Source organism: Acinetobacter sp. AOR01_HL, from assembly GCF_027855455.1.
Lineage (GTDB): Bacteria > Pseudomonadota > Gammaproteobacteria > Pseudomonadales > Moraxellaceae > Acinetobacter > Acinetobacter baumannii.
The window spans coordinates 1-18406 of the sequence record NZ_JAKTIM010000024.1; the positions used below are offsets into that span (position 1 = coordinate 1).

Annotated in this window: 16 protein-coding genes; 3 read left to right on the forward strand and 13 right to left on the reverse strand. The window is 41.6% G+C overall.

Annotation, left to right across the window (positions count from 1 at the left end; genetic code table 11):
* Positions 1-52 precede the first annotated feature (52 nt).
* Both MKL62_RS07915 and abaR read right to left on the reverse strand, forming a co-directional pair.
* Positions 53-985, reverse strand: coding sequence for an IS5 family transposase (locus MKL62_RS07915; protein WP_001040033.1), 933 nt, complete (start codon positions 983-985; stop codon positions 53-55).
* Between the two features lie 223 nt (positions 986-1208).
* On the reverse strand, positions 1209-1925 hold the full coding sequence (gene abaR / locus MKL62_RS07920; RefSeq protein ID WP_000446790.1) for a LuxR family transcriptional regulator AbaR: 717 nt from the start codon (positions 1923-1925) through the stop codon (positions 1209-1211).
* Positions 1926-2683: 758 nt separating this feature from the next.
* Here abaR and MKL62_RS07925 point away from each other — a divergent pair.
* Together MKL62_RS07925 and abaI are read left to right on the forward strand one after the other, a co-directional pair.
* Positions 2684-3079, forward strand: a complete 396-nt coding sequence (locus MKL62_RS07925) for a DUF4902 domain-containing protein (RefSeq protein ID WP_031999926.1) — start codon at positions 2684-2686, stop codon at positions 3077-3079.
* A gap of 84 nt (positions 3080-3163) precedes the next feature.
* The gene (abaI, locus tag MKL62_RS07930; RefSeq protein ID WP_086263473.1) at positions 3164-3730 is read left to right on the forward strand and encodes an acyl-homoserine-lactone synthase AbaI; all 567 of its coding nucleotides are present in this window, start codon (positions 3164-3166) and stop codon (positions 3728-3730) included.
* Positions 3731-3822: 92 nt separating this feature from the next.
* On the opposite strand, the gene MKL62_RS07935 is transcribed toward abaI, so the two are convergent.
* The 7 genes from MKL62_RS07935 to MKL62_RS07965 all read right to left on the reverse strand — a co-directional run bounded on the left by MKL62_RS07935 (position 3823) and on the right by MKL62_RS07965 (position 12417).
* Complete coding sequence (locus MKL62_RS07935; protein WP_001193289.1) at positions 3823-5175, reverse strand: MFS transporter; 1353 nt, start codon at positions 5173-5175, stop codon at positions 3823-3825.
* A 119-nt stretch (positions 5176-5294) separates the two neighbouring features.
* Positions 5295-6320: an enoyl-CoA hydratase/isomerase family protein gene (locus MKL62_RS07940; protein ID WP_001091038.1), complete on the reverse strand. Its 1026-nt coding sequence runs from the start codon at positions 6318-6320 to the stop codon at positions 5295-5297.
* Positions 6321-6332: 12 nt separating this feature from the next.
* On the reverse strand, positions 6333-7106 hold the full coding sequence (locus tag MKL62_RS07945) for an enoyl-CoA hydratase (RefSeq protein ID WP_001198683.1): 774 nt from the start codon (positions 7104-7106) through the stop codon (positions 6333-6335).
* Positions 7107-7127: 21 nt separating this feature from the next.
* Positions 7128-8255, reverse strand: coding sequence for an acyl-CoA dehydrogenase family protein (locus tag MKL62_RS07950; RefSeq protein ID WP_001160766.1), 1128 nt, complete (start codon positions 8253-8255; stop codon positions 7128-7130).
* 11 nt (positions 8256-8266) lie between these two features.
* Positions 8267-9916, reverse strand: a complete 1650-nt coding sequence (locus tag MKL62_RS07955) for an AMP-binding protein (RefSeq protein WP_030423781.1) — start codon at positions 9914-9916, stop codon at positions 8267-8269.
* A gap of 81 nt (positions 9917-9997) precedes the next feature.
* Positions 9998-10888: a 3-hydroxyisobutyrate dehydrogenase gene (gene mmsB, locus MKL62_RS07960; RefSeq protein WP_001017305.1), complete on the reverse strand. Its 891-nt coding sequence runs from the start codon at positions 10886-10888 to the stop codon at positions 9998-10000.
* Positions 10889-10899: 11 nt separating this feature from the next.
* Positions 10900-12417, reverse strand: coding sequence for a CoA-acylating methylmalonate-semialdehyde dehydrogenase (locus MKL62_RS07965; protein ID WP_030423782.1), 1518 nt, complete (start codon positions 12415-12417; stop codon positions 10900-10902).
* Positions 12418-12582: 165 nt separating this feature from the next.
* Here MKL62_RS07965 and MKL62_RS07970 point away from each other — a divergent pair, with 165 nt between their 5' ends.
* Positions 12583-13464: a LysR family transcriptional regulator gene (locus tag MKL62_RS07970; RefSeq protein ID WP_000861801.1), complete on the forward strand. Its 882-nt coding sequence runs from the start codon at positions 12583-12585 to the stop codon at positions 13462-13464.
* 57 nt (positions 13465-13521) lie between these two features.
* Here the strand turns inward: MKL62_RS07970 and MKL62_RS07975 are convergent, their stop codons facing one another.
* The 4 genes from MKL62_RS07975 to alr all read right to left on the reverse strand — a co-directional run bounded on the left by MKL62_RS07975 (position 13522) and on the right by alr (position 18398).
* Positions 13522-14952, reverse strand: coding sequence for an amino acid permease (locus tag MKL62_RS07975; protein ID WP_030423783.1), 1431 nt, complete (start codon positions 14950-14952; stop codon positions 13522-13524).
* A gap of 370 nt (positions 14953-15322) precedes the next feature.
* Positions 15323-16762 carry an amino acid permease gene (locus MKL62_RS07980; RefSeq protein ID WP_000205436.1) on the reverse strand — a complete coding sequence of 480 codons (1440 nt, stop codon included), beginning with the start codon at positions 16760-16762 and terminating at the stop codon, positions 15323-15325.
* A 162-nt stretch (positions 16763-16924) separates the two neighbouring features.
* Positions 16925-17284, reverse strand: a complete 360-nt coding sequence (locus tag MKL62_RS07985) for a RidA family protein (RefSeq protein ID WP_000071347.1) — start codon at positions 17282-17284, stop codon at positions 16925-16927.
* 10 nt (positions 17285-17294) lie between these two features.
* Entirely contained in the window at positions 17295-18398 is a 1104-nt protein-coding gene (alr, locus tag MKL62_RS07990; RefSeq protein ID WP_002123309.1) for an alanine racemase, read from the reverse strand.
* Positions 18399-18406: the final 8 nt, after the last annotated feature.

The window sequence follows — 18406 nt, forward strand, 5'->3', positions numbered from 1 at the left end:
GGCTTTGTTGCATAAAGCCTTTGAAGGTAAAGTTTTCCTAAGTTGCTAAAATTTAGGTTACAACTTGGGTATGAGGTCTGCCTAATTCTGTAAATTTATTTAATACGGCTACACGTGCATGGATCTCATTCACTTGGCTGTCAAAATTCCTTGAGTAGAGTTTATCGCCTAATAATTTGATGCAATGCATCTTGGTTTCGACCAAACTTCGCCGATGATAACCAGACCACTTTTTCCAAAGGGCTCTTCCTAGACGCTTAACTGTTTTTAGTAATTCATTTCTCTCTTGCGAATGAACTTTTGTATCTTTCCACGGTTTCGCATTTTTTCTTGGCGGAATCACCGCATATGCTTGACGATCTGAGATCACTCGTCTGCAGCATTTAGTGTCATAGGCTCCATCGGTATAGACAGAATCTACTCGCTCATCAAGTGGTATTTGACCAAGTAAATCACCGAGCACCTGTGAATCACTGATATTGTTCGTTGTGAGCTGAACTGCACGTATTTGCAGCGTTTCAGCATCTATACCAATGTGAAGCTTACGCCATTGTCGACGATATTCAGGCTGATGTTTCTTCCGTTTCCATTCACCTTCGCCCAAAAACTTTAAACCAGTTGAATCTACGAGTAGATGTAGACCATTGCTACTTTTTTGGTAGCTAATCGCAATATCAATATGTTTTTGTCTTCTGCAAAGCGTCGTATAGTCTGGCGCTGTCCAATCTAATCCGCAAAGTTTAATCAGGCTTTGTACAAAGCCAGTGACCATGCGTAGAGAAAGACGAAATATGGATTTAATCATTAAGCAGCATTGGATGGCTGTATCGGAATAAGTTTGATTTCGACCATGTTGGCTTTTTGGTTGAGCATACCATTGTGTTTTGGGATCAAACCAAATGGCAATATTCCCACGATTAATGAGAGCTCGGTTGTATGTGGGCCAATTGGTTGTACGGTAGATTTTAGGTGTAGGCTTATTCATCTCAAAATTATATTGTGGAATAAGCCTTTAGAGACAGGTTTGTGCAACAAAGCCAATATAATATAAAAGCAAATAAATGGATATTTTTATTTTAATATTAAAAATCAATTTATTATATTTCCTTAAATTTAAAACATTTGATTAACTTAAATCAAACATATAAATCTTAAAATTATTTATTCCATTTAATTTTAATATTAAATTCCTGTGTTATTTATACTCTCTACAAAAGCCCTAGCATTACAGCTCGAATAGCTGCTGAAATTTTATTATTTACATTTAACTTTTGCATGGAATTACTGAGATGGAAATTTACGGTTCTTTCAGTTACTCCAAGAATCTGAGCTATTTCTGCTGACGTTTTGCCTTCGGCAGTCCAACGTAGCGCCTCTTTTTCCCTGTTCGTTAAATAAAGATTGAATTTAGCAAACTCTACATCATTTACTATTTTAGCAATGCTGGAATGCACTGTTTGAGTTAACCAGTACATATTCGTATATTGTGCTTTTTGCTCTTTTTCTGATAACTGGTCGTTGGATCTTGCCAGTGTTAGCATTCCTCGGGTCCCAATAAAATCACGGCTTGACTGAGCCCAACCGACATTTAAACCATAAGAACGCGCTTCCTCCCAAAAATCTTTTTCTGCCTGTGTCTTTGCAGATTGACTCGACCAAACAAGAGGTTGAAGTGATACCATACAATGCTGCACAGTTGGATCTATCTTCACATATTGCCGTTCCACATAACGTTTCTGCCATGCTTCTGGATAATTATTCAACATAATTGTTTTTGGTTCAGCAATAGATAAGGGTGATTGCATACCATAAGCGCAATAGTCAAATCCGAGCCTTGATGCGGTAGATTTAACGATCTCAAACAACTGGTATTCATTTTTTACCACCAAAAATGCTGATAATAAATCCTCTTGCCAACTTTCCATTTGCTCTCATTAGACTCCATTCACAGACTATTTTTTATTCGGTTGCATATTGTGAATCCAAGCAATCAAATTGAAGTGTAGGTCTAATCTTTTACCGTAATTTCCATAAAGTCCTTCAAAAATCTAAAAGATTCTGAAGTTGCTAAATATATTTTCGGTGCCTACTCTTCTATTAGAGCTCTCAATTAAAGATTTTGAATTCATCATCCAATTAACAACACTTTTAAGCCCAAAATGGTTGCAAATTATTCAGATAAACTAGATGTCTGAAAGCTTTCAAGGTTGTTATATTTCATGCGCAGATTATGCTTTAAAAATTAAAATTTATACGATGCATTTTATTCCAAAATATATATTTTTTTAATTTATAAAGAGGTCGACCACTTAATCTTTATAGTATGCTTTTATTAATTTAATTAAATAATATTGTCTATCAATTATTCGATATCTCCAATTTTCTTATTTTTTATATATAAAAACTAAAAATAATTATAATATTTTAAAAACCAATCAATTACTGTAGAAATCCCTATACTTGTAATTATTATTTGAGTAGTAGCAATATTGACTATGTAATAAGCTCCAACGAAGGAGTCTCTTTAAAAAAATAATTTTTACCTGAAAATCTCTCTAATAAGAAGAGCTTAAAGATGTGCTAACAAATTACAGTTAACCTGTTAAATATAACAGTATTTTATTGGCAAAAATTTATGTTATTTATTCATTAAATCTTAATTTAGGGTACTTAAGCAGGTAGCATGGTTAGCATACCCCCTCATTTCTCTATCTCAACAGATGGTTTTATTCGAATGAATGAAAACCAACTCATGAGTTATCCTCTCCAACACATCATCTCTACCGTTGAATCTAGACATACTGAAGCGTCTCAAATTTTCTATTATGGTTTTACTGAATGGGCAACTTCACAAACTCCAGCTATAAGTACCGGATGGGATTGGGAACTCATTGAGAATAATGGCATCACTACCGTAAAACGAGTGGGGTTACCTCGAAGCAATATCATGATTGTTGATGTATCTGGTCTGGATATCGGATTTGATATTAATGAAACATTACTCGAGAAAAAAATAGACACTTTGTTCTGGGAACCGTTTATTTATGCCCAAATCAATAAGTCCTTAACCAAGTCTTGATTAAGTCAAACCTTCTCTTAGAAACCTGTAAATTCTTACAGTTACCGCCTTTCCAGCTGTTCAGTAAAGTCACTTGAAAAATAAGTGGAAGCACTTGTAATGAATATTATTGCTGGATTTCAAAACAATTTTTCAGAAGGCTTATATACCAAATTTAAAAGTTACCGCTACAGGGTATTTGTTGAATATTTGGGTTGGGAGTTGAACTGTCCAAACGATGAAGAACTAGATCAATTTGATAAAATCGATACAGCTTATGTCGTGGCTCAAGACAGAGAATCCAATATCATTGGTTGTGCCAGACTACTACCCACCACACAACCCTATTTACTCGGGGAAATATTTCCCCAACTTCTCAATGGAATGCCTATTCCCTGCTCACCAGAAATTTGGGAATTATCAAGGTTTTCAGCCGTAGATTTTTCAAATCCACCTTCCTCTAGCAGTCAGGCTGTGTCATCACCGGTCTCAATTGCAATTCTGCAAGAAGCAATCAACTTTGCAAGAGAACAAGGCGCAAAACAACTCATCACGACTTCTCCTCTTGGAGTAGAACGTTTATTACGTGCTGCGGGTTTTCGTGCCCATCGTGCAGGTCCACCAATGACGATTGATGGATATTCGATGTTTGCATGCTTGATTGATATCTAATTTCTTATATAGGACTCATGCCTATCTTTGGGGCATGAGTCCTAATTTTTACATAGCAATCTATACATATGACCGAGCAAGATGAGTGCATATCAATCAATCTTGGTTTTTAGATTTAAGTTTGCTTTCTTATAATAAGTCTCATCCTTTTTATAGCTCCAATCACGCGGCATGAATGATGTCGATATAATCGCAACTACAGCCATACTTCCGATATAAAACATAATTAAATATGGATTGCCTTGCCCAATACTGAGTAGTTTAGTGGCAATCATAGGGGCTAAACCACCACCCAAAACACCTGCCAACTGTACCGAAATCGAAATACCGCTATAACGAATTTCAGCAGGAAATTGACGCGCAAAAAGCTGAGCTTGTGGCGCATACATAATCGGAAACACCACACCAATTGCCAAAACAATTGCCGTCCAGACCAGCACCGGATCTTTGGTATTGAGCATGCTAAAAAATGGATAAGAATAAAGTGCCAATACACATAGACCAAACATAAACATATTGCGTTGACCGACTTTATCGGACAAATGTCCGCATAACGGCGTCATAAATAAAATCACGGCTGCACCGCAAATGGTGGCAAACAAAATGTCTTGTCGTGGAATACCTAATTGTGTGGTGGTGTAAGCTAACGTAAAGGTTGAAGCAATATAGAACCATGCATTTTCAGCAGCTCTCGCCAAAATAATGGTGATGAGTTGCTTTGGATGGTTTTTAAAAACCTGAAAAGCCGGAACTTTGACTTCTTCGGACTGTTGTTTTACTTTTTCAAAGTCTGGTGACTCAGGCACTTTTACACGAATATACCAACCCACTGCCAGTAAAATAATGCTGGCAAGAAATGGTAAACGCCAGCCCCAGCTAAACAATGCTTGCTCAGGTAATAACGACACCAGTCCTAGTGCGATTGAGGCGAGCATTAAGCCCCCACCGGTACTGGCTTGAGGCAAACTTCCCCAAAACCCTTTACCACCTTCGGGTGCATGTTCTACTGCCATAAGCACGGCACCGCCCCACTCACCGCCCATGGCCATACCTTGAATAAATCGCAAGATCACCAAGCCAATTGCCGCCCAATATCCAATTGATTCGTAAGTCGGTAAGAGGCCAATCAGTACGGTTGGAATCCCCATGAGCATCAGCGTTAGCAATAACATTGACTTACGGCCAATCTTGTCACCAAAATGGCCAAAGACTAAACCACCAAGTGGACGGCCAATAAACCCAACAGCATAGGTTGCAAATGCTGCAAGCACACCTGTAAGTGGGTCCAGATTTGGGAAAAATAGTTTGTTAAAAATGAGGGCTGCTGCTGCACCATAAACAAAAAAGTCATACCACTCAATCGTGGTGCCGACCATGCTAGAGATGCCTGCTAATCGATGTGACGACTTTTTAGGATGTGAACCGTTTCCATGTATTGTTTGCATCGTAATGTCCTTTTTAGATTTTCTTGTTTTGTCTTTTTATGCTTATGATCTGTCCTGACCATAAGCATGTTCAGGTCTCGCTTGATCTCCTTAAGCTTTTTATGTGTTTAAAAAATGGTTTAGCTTAGTTTTTCTAAAATTTGTTCCAGCTCAGGATTACGTTCTTGCCACCGTGGTTGTTTATCTTTATCAACAATGAGCGCACGAACGCCCTCAATAAAGTCACCATGCTCAAACCAGATATCCTGTAAATCACGCTCAAGCTGCATACACTGCTGTAGTGAAAGTCCACGGCCTAAATGTTGCAGTTTCAAGCTGGTTTGTTTGGCAATAAATGAACGCTGCTGCAAAATACTAAGCATTTTACTCGCCCAAGTCTTTAAGCTCTCATCCTGTTCATTTTCAAGGCTTTGTTCGATCTCATCTAAATGCTGATATCCGAAGTGTTTACGGATACCTTCTGCCAACTGTTTGAGCTCACTTTCAGCAGGACGAGTAATAAATCGGGTAATGATGTGTTCAATTCCCTCTTTGCTTAAACTTGGCGCTTCAACGAGAGCGTCTTGTAAAGCTTGTAACTGATCGCTTGGCACATGGTAGTCAATTAAGTCGAGATAGAGCGCATCGCTACTGCTGATCTGCTCACCCGTAATTGCCATATAAACGCCAATATCATCAAGGCGAGACAGGAAATGAGTTGCGCCAACGTCCGGGAAAAAACCAATCGCTGTTTCAGGCATGGCAAATCTGGACTTTTCACTGCTTACCACAATGTGACACGCCTGAGCCAAGCCAAAACCACCACCTAATACATAGCCATCAAGCACAACGATGATTGGCTTTTCATATTCGCGCAGTGTATTGAGCATTTTATATTCGGCACTAAAGTAGCCTTTGTAATCGGCTGTGCCATTTTTATAGCTGTCGTAGAGATAGCGAATATCGCCACCTGCACAGAAGGCTTTTGGGCTATTTGATTTGATTAAGATCGCCTGAACAGCAGCATCATTTCGCCACAACTCCAATTGGGCGCCAATTCCTTCAATCATATCTAGCGACAATGCATTGAGATGAGTCACACGATCTAAGGTGATCACGCCAAGCTTACCTTGTCGCTCAATCATTAAGTGATTTTCTGTATTCATTTTATTGATCTCTTACTGATTTTTAAAATTTGCCTGCCGTTTTTCAACAAATGCCTGCATGCCTTCTTTTTGGTCCGCAGTTGCAAAAATGGAGTGGAACATGCGGCGTTCAAAACGTAAACCTTCGGTGAGATTCACCTCAAAAGCTCGATTAATGGTTTCTTTGAGCATCATGTTTGCAGTTAAAGACCGTGCTGCGATTTTTTCAGCGGCTTGCAAGGTTTGTTCAAGTAATTCTTCTTTACTAAACACACGTGCAACCAAACCACTTTGTTCTGCCTCTACTGCACCCATTTGACGAGCGGTAAGGCACATTTCCATTGCTTTAGCTTTACCAATGGCATGGGTTAAACGCTGTGTCCCACCAATACCTGGTATTACCCCTAAAGTGACTTCGGGTAAACCAAACTTGGCGTTATCAGCACAATAAATAAAGTCACACATGAGTGCTAATTCACAGCCACCACCCAATGCATAGCCACTCACCGCAGCAATTAAAGGTTTACGGCGCTGTGCAATACGGTCTGCAAGATGAAAAAAGTCATCTAAATAAATATCGGGAAATGCCAAATCAGCCATTTCTTTAATGTCAGCCCCTGCGGCAAAAGCTTTTTCAGAGCCTGCCAATACGATACAGCCAATTTCGCGGTCTTTTTCGAGTTGATCTAATGCCTGATTAATTTCACTAATTAATTCACTATTTAAGGCATTGAGCGCTTGAGGGCGATTTAATGTAATCAATCCAACCCCATTACGCTTTTCTAATAAAATACTTTGCCACTGCATTATTTATTCCTTGTTCTGGTTTTATAGACTACGTGCGATGACTAAACGTTGAATATCACTGGTACCTTCGTAAATTTGGCAAATACGGGCATCACGATAGATACGTTCAATTGGAAAGTCTCTGAGATAGCCATAGCCGCCAAACACTTGTAGCGCGCTCGAGCATACTCGCTCAGTCATTTCTGAAGCAAATAGCTTGGCCATTGAAGCTTCATTCAAACACGGTTGACCTGCTTCTTTTAAGCGTGCAGCGTAGTGAACCAACTGTCTCGCTGCTTCGATTTCTGTTGCCATGCTAGCAAGACGAAATGCGATGGTTTGATGCTCAAAAATTGGTTTGCCAAAAGTAATACGCTCTTTGGCATAACGAGTTGCTTCTTCGAGCGCCGCACGTGCTAGACCGACGGCTTGTGCCGCAATACCAATACGTCCACCTTCTAAATTGGCGAGAGCAATTTTCAGGCCTTCACCTTCTTTACCCAGCATGAGACTTTTATGGATGCGTACATCTGTTAGAGCAATCTGACACGTATCTGAAGCATGCAGACCTAGTTTTTCTTCAACACGAATCACTTCATAACCCGGTGTCTCGCGTGGAACTAAAAAGGCACTAATCCCCTTTTTACCTGCGCTCGGATCGGTCACAGCAAATACGATAATGACGCCAGCATTATTACCCGAGGTAATAAACTGCTTGGCACCATTTAAAATGTAATCGTCACCATCTTTTACCGCACGGGTCTTGATGGCTGCTGCATCTGAGCCAGTATGCGGTTCGGTTAAGGCAAAAGCTCCTATCATTTCACCTTGTGCCAAAGGTTTTAAAAAGCGCTCTTTTTGCTCGTCGGTCCCAAATTTTAAAATAGGCACACAACCAACCGAGTTATGTACACTCATAATGGTCGAGGTTGCACCATCCGCTGCTGCAACTTCCTCGAGTGCCAGTACATAGGCTAAGTTACCCGTGTCTGAACCACCCCATTCCTCTGAAACAAGCATTCCCATAAAACCGAGTTGTCCCATTTGAGTCAGAGTTTCTTTTGGAAAAGTTCCATCTCGATCCCAATCACTGGCATTAGGCTTGATTTGTTCTTGGGCGAAACTTTTCGCCATATCACGAATGAGTAATTGTTCTTCGGTAAATTGCATTATTATTTCCTTTACCCTGCTTTAGCTTGTTGTTTAGCAATTTCTTGATTACGCAATAAAAAGCGCTGAATTTTGCCACTTGGAGTTTTAGGTAATTCACTCACAAATTCAACTAATCGTGGGTAAGCATGAGCAGAAAGTCGTCTTTTAACAAACTGGCTGAGTTCTTCAGCAAGCACATCTGAAGGTTGTACGCCCGCAGCTAAAATTACAAAAGCCTTAACCACTTCAGTGCGATCCGGATCAGGCACGCCTATTACTGCGGCTTCAATCACAGCGTCGTGTTCAAGTAGTGCGCTTTCTACATCGAAAGGTCCAATACGATAACCCGATGTGGTGATCACATCATCGCTACGGCCGACAAAGCTCATACTGCCATCGGCATGGAGTTCGGCAGTATCACCCGTTAAATAATAATGACCAACAAATGGCGATTTTCGACTTTCTTTATAGCCACCAAACCACATCATTGGAGACTGGCTAATGTCGACTGCTAAAATTCCCGGTGTGTCTGGCGGAAGCTCTTCACCTTGTTCATTAACAATCGCAACACGATAGCCCGGACTTGGAAAACCTGCTGAACCAGCATGAATTTCATGTTTTAAACCATGATGATTACACACCACCATGCCTACTTCAGTTTGCCCGTAGTGGTCATAAATTGGAGCATCAAGGACTTGTTTAAACCAACGAATTACTTCCGGATTTAGCGGCTCTCCTGCACTACTCACCACACGGAATTGTCCTTTTAACGGCGCCATTTGTGCTGGGTCAGCTGCCATCATCATGCGGTAAGCAGTTGGTGCACCTGCCAAGTTGTTAACTTTATAATCTTTCACAATTTGGCATAGGCTATCGGTACTAAAACCGCCTTCATAGAACAAAGTGGCATGGCCTAAAAATAACGGTCCAGTAATCGCATAGTACAACCCATACGCCCAACCCGGATCTGCAATATTCCAGAATGAATCCTCTTCGGTTAAACCAATGGCATCTTGCATATAGCGACCAAAAGCAATCAGTGCTTTTAGTGGCACTTCCAATGGTTTCGCTGGTCCTGTAGTGCCAGACGTAAACATAAGCAAGAAAGGATCTTGGATGTTACGCATCACCAGATCACATTGATCGGACTGCTGCTTCACTTCATTCCAGAAATTAAAATCACCTGCTTTAAGCGGAGTACCTTGTGCGTCGGCCACTGTCATAATTGCAGGGCACTTTTCAATTTCGTCGAGCTTGCTACGGTTACCCATATCAGTCACCACCAGCTTACTTTGAGCAAGTTGAATACGGTGCTCAATCGCTTTGGGACCAAAGGCAGTAAATAGGGGTTGGTACACCGCACCAATTCGCCAAGCTGCCAAAATGGTCACGATCAGTTCAGGTGTTCTTGGCAATAAGCCTGAAATACGGTCTCCCGCTTTCACACCTTGTGATTTTAAAAAGTTAGCAAACTGACTCGACCATTCTTTTAGTTCACGGAAGGTATATTGTTCTTTGCGACCGTCTTTTCCTTGCCAGTACAGCGCGATCTTGTCGCCATCTGCATGTCTATCACAACATTCATAACATGCGTTCAGTGCATCGAGTGAACCTGACAACATCTGTTTAGCAGTGCTTTCCAAATCGAAAGCCTGTACAGCATTTTGATAATCCATCATATCTTTTCCCTCAGTCCGGATTTGTTGTTATTCACGACAGGGTTTGATTTATTCGTTTAAAGCCATCCTTTGGCTTTACCGTTATGCCTCTTGTGGCAGGTATTGCTGAATAATGCTCGAGAAATCGAGATGAGCATTACCACGCATACACATTTGCTGATAAAGCTGTTGTACCATGCCACCTAATAAAACCGGCTGTTTCACTTGGCCTGCGGCTTCTACAGCGAGTCCTAAATCTTTTAGCATTAGCTGTGTCGCAAAACCGTCTTGATAGCCTCGAGATGCGGGCGCATTTTCATTAATATGTGGCCATGGGTTACACACATCCGAACTCCAGCAACGGCCACTTGAAGTATTAATTACACCTGCCAATGCTTGTGGGTCGATGCCTAGCTTCACACCGAGTGCCATGCCTTCGGCCACCGCAGCCATTGAAATTCCTAAAATCAGGTTATTGCAAATTTTGGCAATTTGACCTGCCCCTACATCACCACAATGGACAATATTTTTGCCCATATGGCTGAGCACAGGTTTCACCTCATTAAAGGTTTGTTCATCGGCACCGACCATGAAGGTCAAGGTTCCTGCTTGAGCACCAATGGTTCCACCAGAAACGGGTGCATCACAAATTTTAATATTTTTGCTATGTGCAACAGCAGCAATGTCTTTAATGGTTTGCGGGTCAATGGTGCTGCTATCAATGCATAAGCTACCTGCTTTTAGCACTTCCAAGACACCATTTTCACCCAAGTAAACCTCTTTAACATGCTTCGCCGCAGGCAACATGGTAATGACTACATCTGCTTGTTTAGCTGCATTCTGTGGGCTGTCGCAGACCACACCACCTGCCTCGGCGAAGTGCTGAATAGCAACTTCACTGAGGTCGTAACCATAAACTTTGAGTCCGGCTTTTAGTAGGTTTTGGGCCATTCTGCCGCCCATATTACCTAGACCGATAAAGGCGATATTCATCCGTGATCCCCTTAACGTAAACTAATGGTTGTATTTACACCGCCAACTTCATGGCTATCTTCAAACCAGCGACTGGTAATCGTTTTGGTTTGGGTATAGAACTGCACAGCCTGTTTGCCGTATGGTCCTAAATCACCTAGTTTTGAGCCTCTTGAGCCGGTAAAACTAAAGAAAGGCACTGGTACAGGAATTGGAATATTGATACCGACTTGGCCAATATCGATGAGGTTTTGGAAAGTACGTGCAATGGCACCGCTTTGTGTGAATAGACCTACACCGTTACCAAATGGATTGGCATTGATCAAAGCAATCGCTTCATCGAGTGTATCGACACAAATAATTGAAAGTACCGGGCCAAAGATTTCTTCTTTATAAATACGCATGTCGGTATTTACGCCACTAAAAATCGTGGCACCCACAAAGTTACCTGAATCATAACCTTGTACTTGAACATTGCGACCATCGAGTAGTAACTCTGCACCTTGCTCAACACCGCTATTAATCAAGTCAATTACACGCGCTTTGGCACGTTTTGAAATCACTGGACCAATGTCAGTATTTGGTTCATGACCTGCATTTACTTTTAGAGTTTTGGCTTTTTCAACTAACTCTTGAATCCACTGTTTACTATCGCCAACCATCACTGCAACCGACAATGCCATGCAGCGTTGCCCAGCAGCACCAAACGCTGCACCTACTAAAGCATTTAAAGTTTGTTCTTTATTGGCATCCGGCATCACAACCACATGGTTTTTTGCACCCATCATGGCTTGCACACGTTTGCCATGCTGCCCTGCAAGGTTATAAACATGTGTTCCAACCGCTGTTGATCCTACAAATGAAATCGCTTTAATGTCTTTATGGGTACACAAACGGTCAACCACTTCTTTACCGCCATGCACAACGTTCAGCACACCTGCTGGAATACCTGCTTGAATCGCAAGTTCAACCAACATCATGGTTGATAACGGGTCTTGTTCTGATGGTTTTAAAACAAAGGTATTGCCGCACACAATTGCCATTGGGAACATCCAAAGCGGAATCATGGCAGGGAAATTAAACGGCGTAATACCCGCACAGACACCCAAAGGTTGCTGCAAGGTATACGTGTCTACACCACGCGCTACACCTTCGACATATTCACCCATTTGCAGAGTACCAACTGAACAGGCATGTTCAACCACTTCTAGACCACGTTGAATATCGCCTTCGGCATCTGCCAAGGTTTTACCTTGTTCAGCCGTTAGTACTTGGGCAATCTCTTTCATGTTGGCACGAATCAAGTCTTGCAACTTGAGCATGATGCGCATACGTGCCTGAATTGGGGTTTGACGCCAAGAAGCAAAAGCATCTTGTGCAGCTTGAATAGCAGCGTCGACTTCTTCAACCGTTGCAAAAGGCACGCGGCCAATCACTTCCTGAGTTGCAGGGTTAACAATGTCTTGCCATTCTTGTGTTTTAGATTCGATAAACTGTCCGTTAATAAGTAATTTAGCGGTGTCCAATTCGATTTTCTGGATTGTGTTCATAACCTCTCCGTAGGTCATATTTTTATTGTGTTCAGTTATTAGAAAATACTTTTCTATGCATTTTCTTTATTCAGGTTTTATTTGAGACTAACAAAGAAATCTTTGACCACCAACGCAAATTCATGCACGATTGTTGTGCAAATATGCACAGGGACAATAACAAAAATGAAAGTGGATTGGGATCATCTACAGTTTTTCCTGGTTTTAGCACGCACTAAAACCCTAACCAATGCTGCACGTATTATCGGTGTCGAGCACAGTACGGTGGCTAGACGGATTCAGGCTCTAGAACTTGCTTTAGGTACTACGCTATTTAAACGTGAAGCAACGGGCTATGAGTTAACTCTCGAAGGGATGGCACTTGTCCCTCGAGTTGAACAAATGGAACAAGCTTTCTTACAAATTGAAAAACCACATCAACCTTTGCAAGGTCGTGTGCGAATTGGCACACCTGAGGGTTTTGGAACTGCATTTTTAGCCCGCTTACTGGCTGAGTTCTCCATACAGTATCCGCTGCTTACCATCGACCTGATACCCGTACCAAAAATGATTAAGCTCTCGCACCGTGAGGCAGATATTGTGGTGTCGATTGAACGCCCAACCTCAGGGCCTTATATCATTACGCGCTTATCTGATTACTGTTTAAAAATTTATGGTAGCCAAAACTATCTAGCGCAAAACCCACCAATTCGCCGTCTGGAAGATTTAACCCAGCACCGCTTTGTGAACTATATTGATGATCTGGTGTATAGCCCCGAGCTATATTGTCTAGAACGCTTACCTTTAAAGCTTAACGCGAACTTTCGCAGTAGCAGCATTTTGGCGCAACAAATTGCGGTCAGCGCAGGCGCAGGTCTTGCAATTTTGCCCAAGTTTTTGGCAGATGATAAGCCTGAGCTTGAAGAGGTGTTAGAACAACAAGTTCGTTTTACCCATACCTTCTGGATGCTGACCTTCGTTGATTTACAGCATGAGCCGCGCATTAAACTGGTCTGGGATTACTTGCGTAAACAGGCCGATAAATACCAACATTTACTGGTTGATTAAATAATAAATAAAAAGCCAATCATATGATTGGCTTTCTGGTAAATCGAGACAGGTTAATTAAAAGATTTCTTGACCTAATTTTCTCATACGCGGTTTATAGAACACATAATAGGTCACGCTTAAAACCACTAACCATACTGGGCTAACGTATAGCGCTTTTAAGGTATCTGGCTCTAATGCCAAAATCACCAAGGTAAACAAGAAGAATGCAATAACGGCATAAGCCATCAACACACCGCCCGGCATTTTAAAGGTAGATGCTGCATGTAACTCTGGGCGAATTTTACGATAACGTAAATAACACGCCATGATTAAAATCCACACGCTAATGAATAAAATCACACAGAGCGAACTTGCCAAAGTAAATGCTTCCATTGTGTTTGGAACAAAGTACTGAAGCACTGCTCCGCCCATAATGAAAATACATGAGAAGATTAAACCATTTGACGGTACAGCACGTTTTGATAAACGTCCCAAAACACTCGGTGCCTGACCATCTTTTGATAAACCAAACAACATACGGCTCGTTGAAAACACGCCACTGTTCATCGAAGACATGACCGAAGACAGCACAACCAAGTTCATGATAATTGCTGAAATCGGAATACCTGCATTTAAGAACAATTCAACAAACGGGCTTTTATCGGCACGAATATGATCCCAAGGTGTTACAGACATCACCACAAAAAGTGCTAACACATAAAACAGAATAATACGTACCGGAATCGCGTTAATTGCTTTTGGTAAGTTCTTCTGAGGATCTTTCGTTTCAGCCGCAGTGGTACCAATCAACTCAACACCAATAAAGGCAAATACGGCAATCTGGAATCCGGCTAAAAATCCACTTACACCTTTTGGAAACAGACCACCATGCGACCAGACATTACTGATGCTGACAACGTCACCATGAGGAGCTTGGAAGTGGGTTAAAATCATGTAGCCACCCACACCAATTAAGCCAATAATTGCCAAAATCTTAATGAGTGCGAACCAGAATTCTACTTCACCAAACAACTTGACCGTAAGCAAATTAAGTCCTAACACGAATAGTACACAGCCCGCACTAATCATGGCCTGTTGCATTGGTGAGAAACTGGCACCCTCGGGCAACCAGAAACTTAAATAATTAATAACTGCTGATAGATCGGCAATACCGACCAATACCCAGCCTAGCCAATAGGTCCAGCCAATATAATAGCCAGCCCATGGGCCGATTAAGTCATATGCCATATCAACAAATGACTTGTAATGTAAATTAGCAAGCAGTAATTCACCTAATGCACGCATAAGGAAAAAGAACATACCGCCAATTAACATGTAAATAACGAGAATCGAAGGACCTGCGAGGGAGATGGTTTTGCCCGAGCCCATAAATAGACCCGTACCGATTGCACCGCCAATTGCAATGAGCTGTAAATGGCGATTACTTAATTTCCGTTGTAAATGATCAGGGGAACTTGCCTCATCTGAATGATGAACCATTGTCATATTAGAAGTCCTTTTTATATTTGCTTAATTTCAATCAGCAACATATAGGGAGAAAACGAACCGTATATCGTGGGTTGCTGAGTCTATACATCGGGACAAGATGTTCAAGTATATTTTTTCCTTAATTGATCTATCTTTTATCCCTATTTTTTTAAATTGCGTTATTTATGTACTGCCTTCACGGCAATTTTAATTATCCAATCTCAATTCACCAGATGAGCCGAAGTGTAGCATGCGATATTGTTCGATGTCGCTTTACCACCCCCTCCAAAACTGCACTGATGACTCAAAAATAAACAATATTATTCCGATAAAAAACCTAAAGAAAATAATAAAAGCCAATCATGTTCGATTGGCTTTTTAATAAAACTTAATGGTCGTTGACGAGTTCACGTCCTAGTCTTTTCATGCGCGGTTTATACAGCACATGATAAGTCACACCTAAAATGATCAACCATACTGGACTGACATATAGCGCTTTTAAGGTATCAGGCTCTAATGCCAAGATCACCAAAGTGAAAAGCATGAATGCCAAAACAACATAACTCATCCAAATGCCGCCCGGCATTTTGAATGTAGATTTTTCATGTAATTCAGGACGTAATTTACGATAGCGTAAATAGCACACCATAATGAGACTCCAGACACTAATGAATAGAATCACACAGAGTGAACTTGCTAATGTAAATGCCTCCATTGTGTTTGGAACAAAGTACTGAAGCACTGCCCCGCCCATAATGAAAGTACAAGAGAAAATCAAACCATTTGAAGGGACTGCGCGTTTTGATAAACGTCCAAATGCTCCCGGTGCCTGACCGTCTTTTGATAAACCGAACAGCATACGACTGGTTGAAAACACACCGCTGTTCATTGAAGACATGACCGAAGATAGCACCACCAAGTTCATGATGATCGCAGAAACCGGAATACCCGCATTTAAAAATAACTCAACAAACGGGCTTTTATCTGCACGAATGTGATCCCACGGTGTTACCGACATCACAATAAATAACGCCAATACATAGAACAAAATAATACGTACCGGAATCGCGTTAATTGCTTTCGGTAAGTTCTTCTGCGGGTCTTTGGTTTCAGCAGCTGTCGTACCAACCAACTCAACCCCGACAAACGCAAAAACGGCAATCTGGAATCCTGCCAAGAAGCCTTCTGTACCTTTCGGGAATAAACCGCCATGTGACCAGACATTACTAATGCTGGCAACAGCGCCTTGCGGAGCTTGAAAATGGCTGAAAATCATATAGCCACCCACACCGATCAGGCCAATAATTGCCAGAATCTTAATAAGGGCAAACCAGAATTCAATTTCACCAAATAGTCGTACTGTAAGGAGGTTAAGACCCATCACAAACAACACACAGCCTGCACTAATCATGGCCTGCTGTATTGGTGAGAAGCTTGCACCATCGGGTAGCCAGAAGCTCAAATAGTTAATAACTGCTGAAAGGTCCGCAATACCGACCAGCACCCAACCTAACCAATAGGTCCAACCCAAATAGTAACCAGCCCAAGGACCAATCAGGTCATGAGCCATATCAACAAAAGATTTATAATGCAGATTTGCAAGGAGTAGTTCACCCATTGCACGCATTAAGAAAAAGAACATACCTCCAATAATCATATAAATAAAGAGAATTGAAGGACCTGCGAGGGAGATGGTTTTACCTGAGCCCATAAATAGGCCAGTTCCAATTGCACCGCCAATTGCAATCAGTTGTAAATGACGGTTAGACAGTTTTCGTTGCAGATGATCGGGAGAATTTTCCGTATCTGAATGACGAGCCGTTGTCATATTAAAATTCCTTTTTGAATTCCTTTGTTAAGATCAGCAACCTATGGCGAAAATTGAACCGTATGCCATAGGTCACTGAATCTGTTCACCAAAAAACGACTGGTTAAACCGTATCTATCTTCCTTCTGTTAGATACATCATCGTTTTTGGAGTAAAGCCGAATTACTTTTGTGCTGCCGTCACGGCAATTTCAATTAACCAATCTGGATTGACCAAATCGGCCTGAATTGTGGCACGCGATGGAGCAACACACCCTTTTAACCAGTCAACCCAAATTGCATTTACGGTTGAAAAGTCAGAAAGATTTTTCAAATAGAGCTGTGCAGAGAGCAAGCGAGATTTGTCGGTATTGGCTAATGCCAAAAGTTCATCAATCGTTGCAAGAATTTCACGAGTTTGGCCTGCCACGTCTTGCTCGGTATTTTTAGGTACCTGACCTGACAGATAAACTACTTTGTTAAAAACAGTCACGGCGCTCATGACTTCGTTAGTGTTAATCTTTTGTATATCTGAATTAGACATTCGGATTTCCTTATACCTGATTAATAAATTGAACACGGGCGGTGACGGCACACATCAGTTCATAACCCACCGTACCGGATGAAACTGCAACATCGTCAATAGGTAGAACGACGCCTGTACTTGACTGACCCCAGAGCACCACTTCACTACCAACTTTGGCACTCTCAATACCCGTTAAATCAACTGCCAACATATCCATACTGACGCGGCCAACTGTACGCGTGCGTACTGAGTCCACTAAAACCGGAGTGCCTGTTGGCGAAATACGTTGATAACCATCGGCATAGCCGCAAGCCACAATCCCAATCGTCATGGGTTGCTCTGCGACAAAGTTTGAGCCATAACCTACACTTTCATTCGGCTCCAAATGCTGAACGGAAATAATTTCACTACGTAAGCTCATGGTCGGCTGCAAGCCCCAGTCCGCAATACTATGGGTTGGGTAATCTGGCGAGCTGCCATAAAGCATGATGCCGCTACGGACATAATCTGATTTGAGCTGGTCTTGATAACGCAGAATTGCCGCACTATTACTTACCGATCTTTCACCCGGTAAATCCTTCACAACTTCTTCAAAGGCAGTAATTTGATAATCAATACCTTGCTGACCGAAACGATCACCATCTGCATCCGAAAAATGCATCATGTGGGTAATCTTGGCGACATTTGCCAAATTATTTAAACGTTCCCAAGCCTGCACATAATGCTGTGGTTTAAAACCAAGACGGTTCATACCACTGTTCATTTTCAAAAAAACATCAAATTGAGCAGGATAAGGATGCTTTTCTACCCACTCGATTTGCGCTTCACTATGAATGGTGAAACTAAGCTGATACTGCACACAATCAAATAAATCTTGAGGAGAAAAAATCCCTTCGAGCAATAAAATCGGACCCGTCCAACCTAGAGCACGAATTCGTTTTGCTTCATCAAGATCAAGTAAGGCAAAGCCATCTGCTGCTTTAAATGCTTCATAGACACGTTCAATTCCATGTCCATAAGCATTGGCTTTGACAACGGCAAAGACCTTACTGTTTGGCATAGCCTTGCGTACCACCGCCAAGTTATTTTGTAAGGCTTGACGGTGGATCACTGCGGTAATAGGACGAGGCATGATTACTT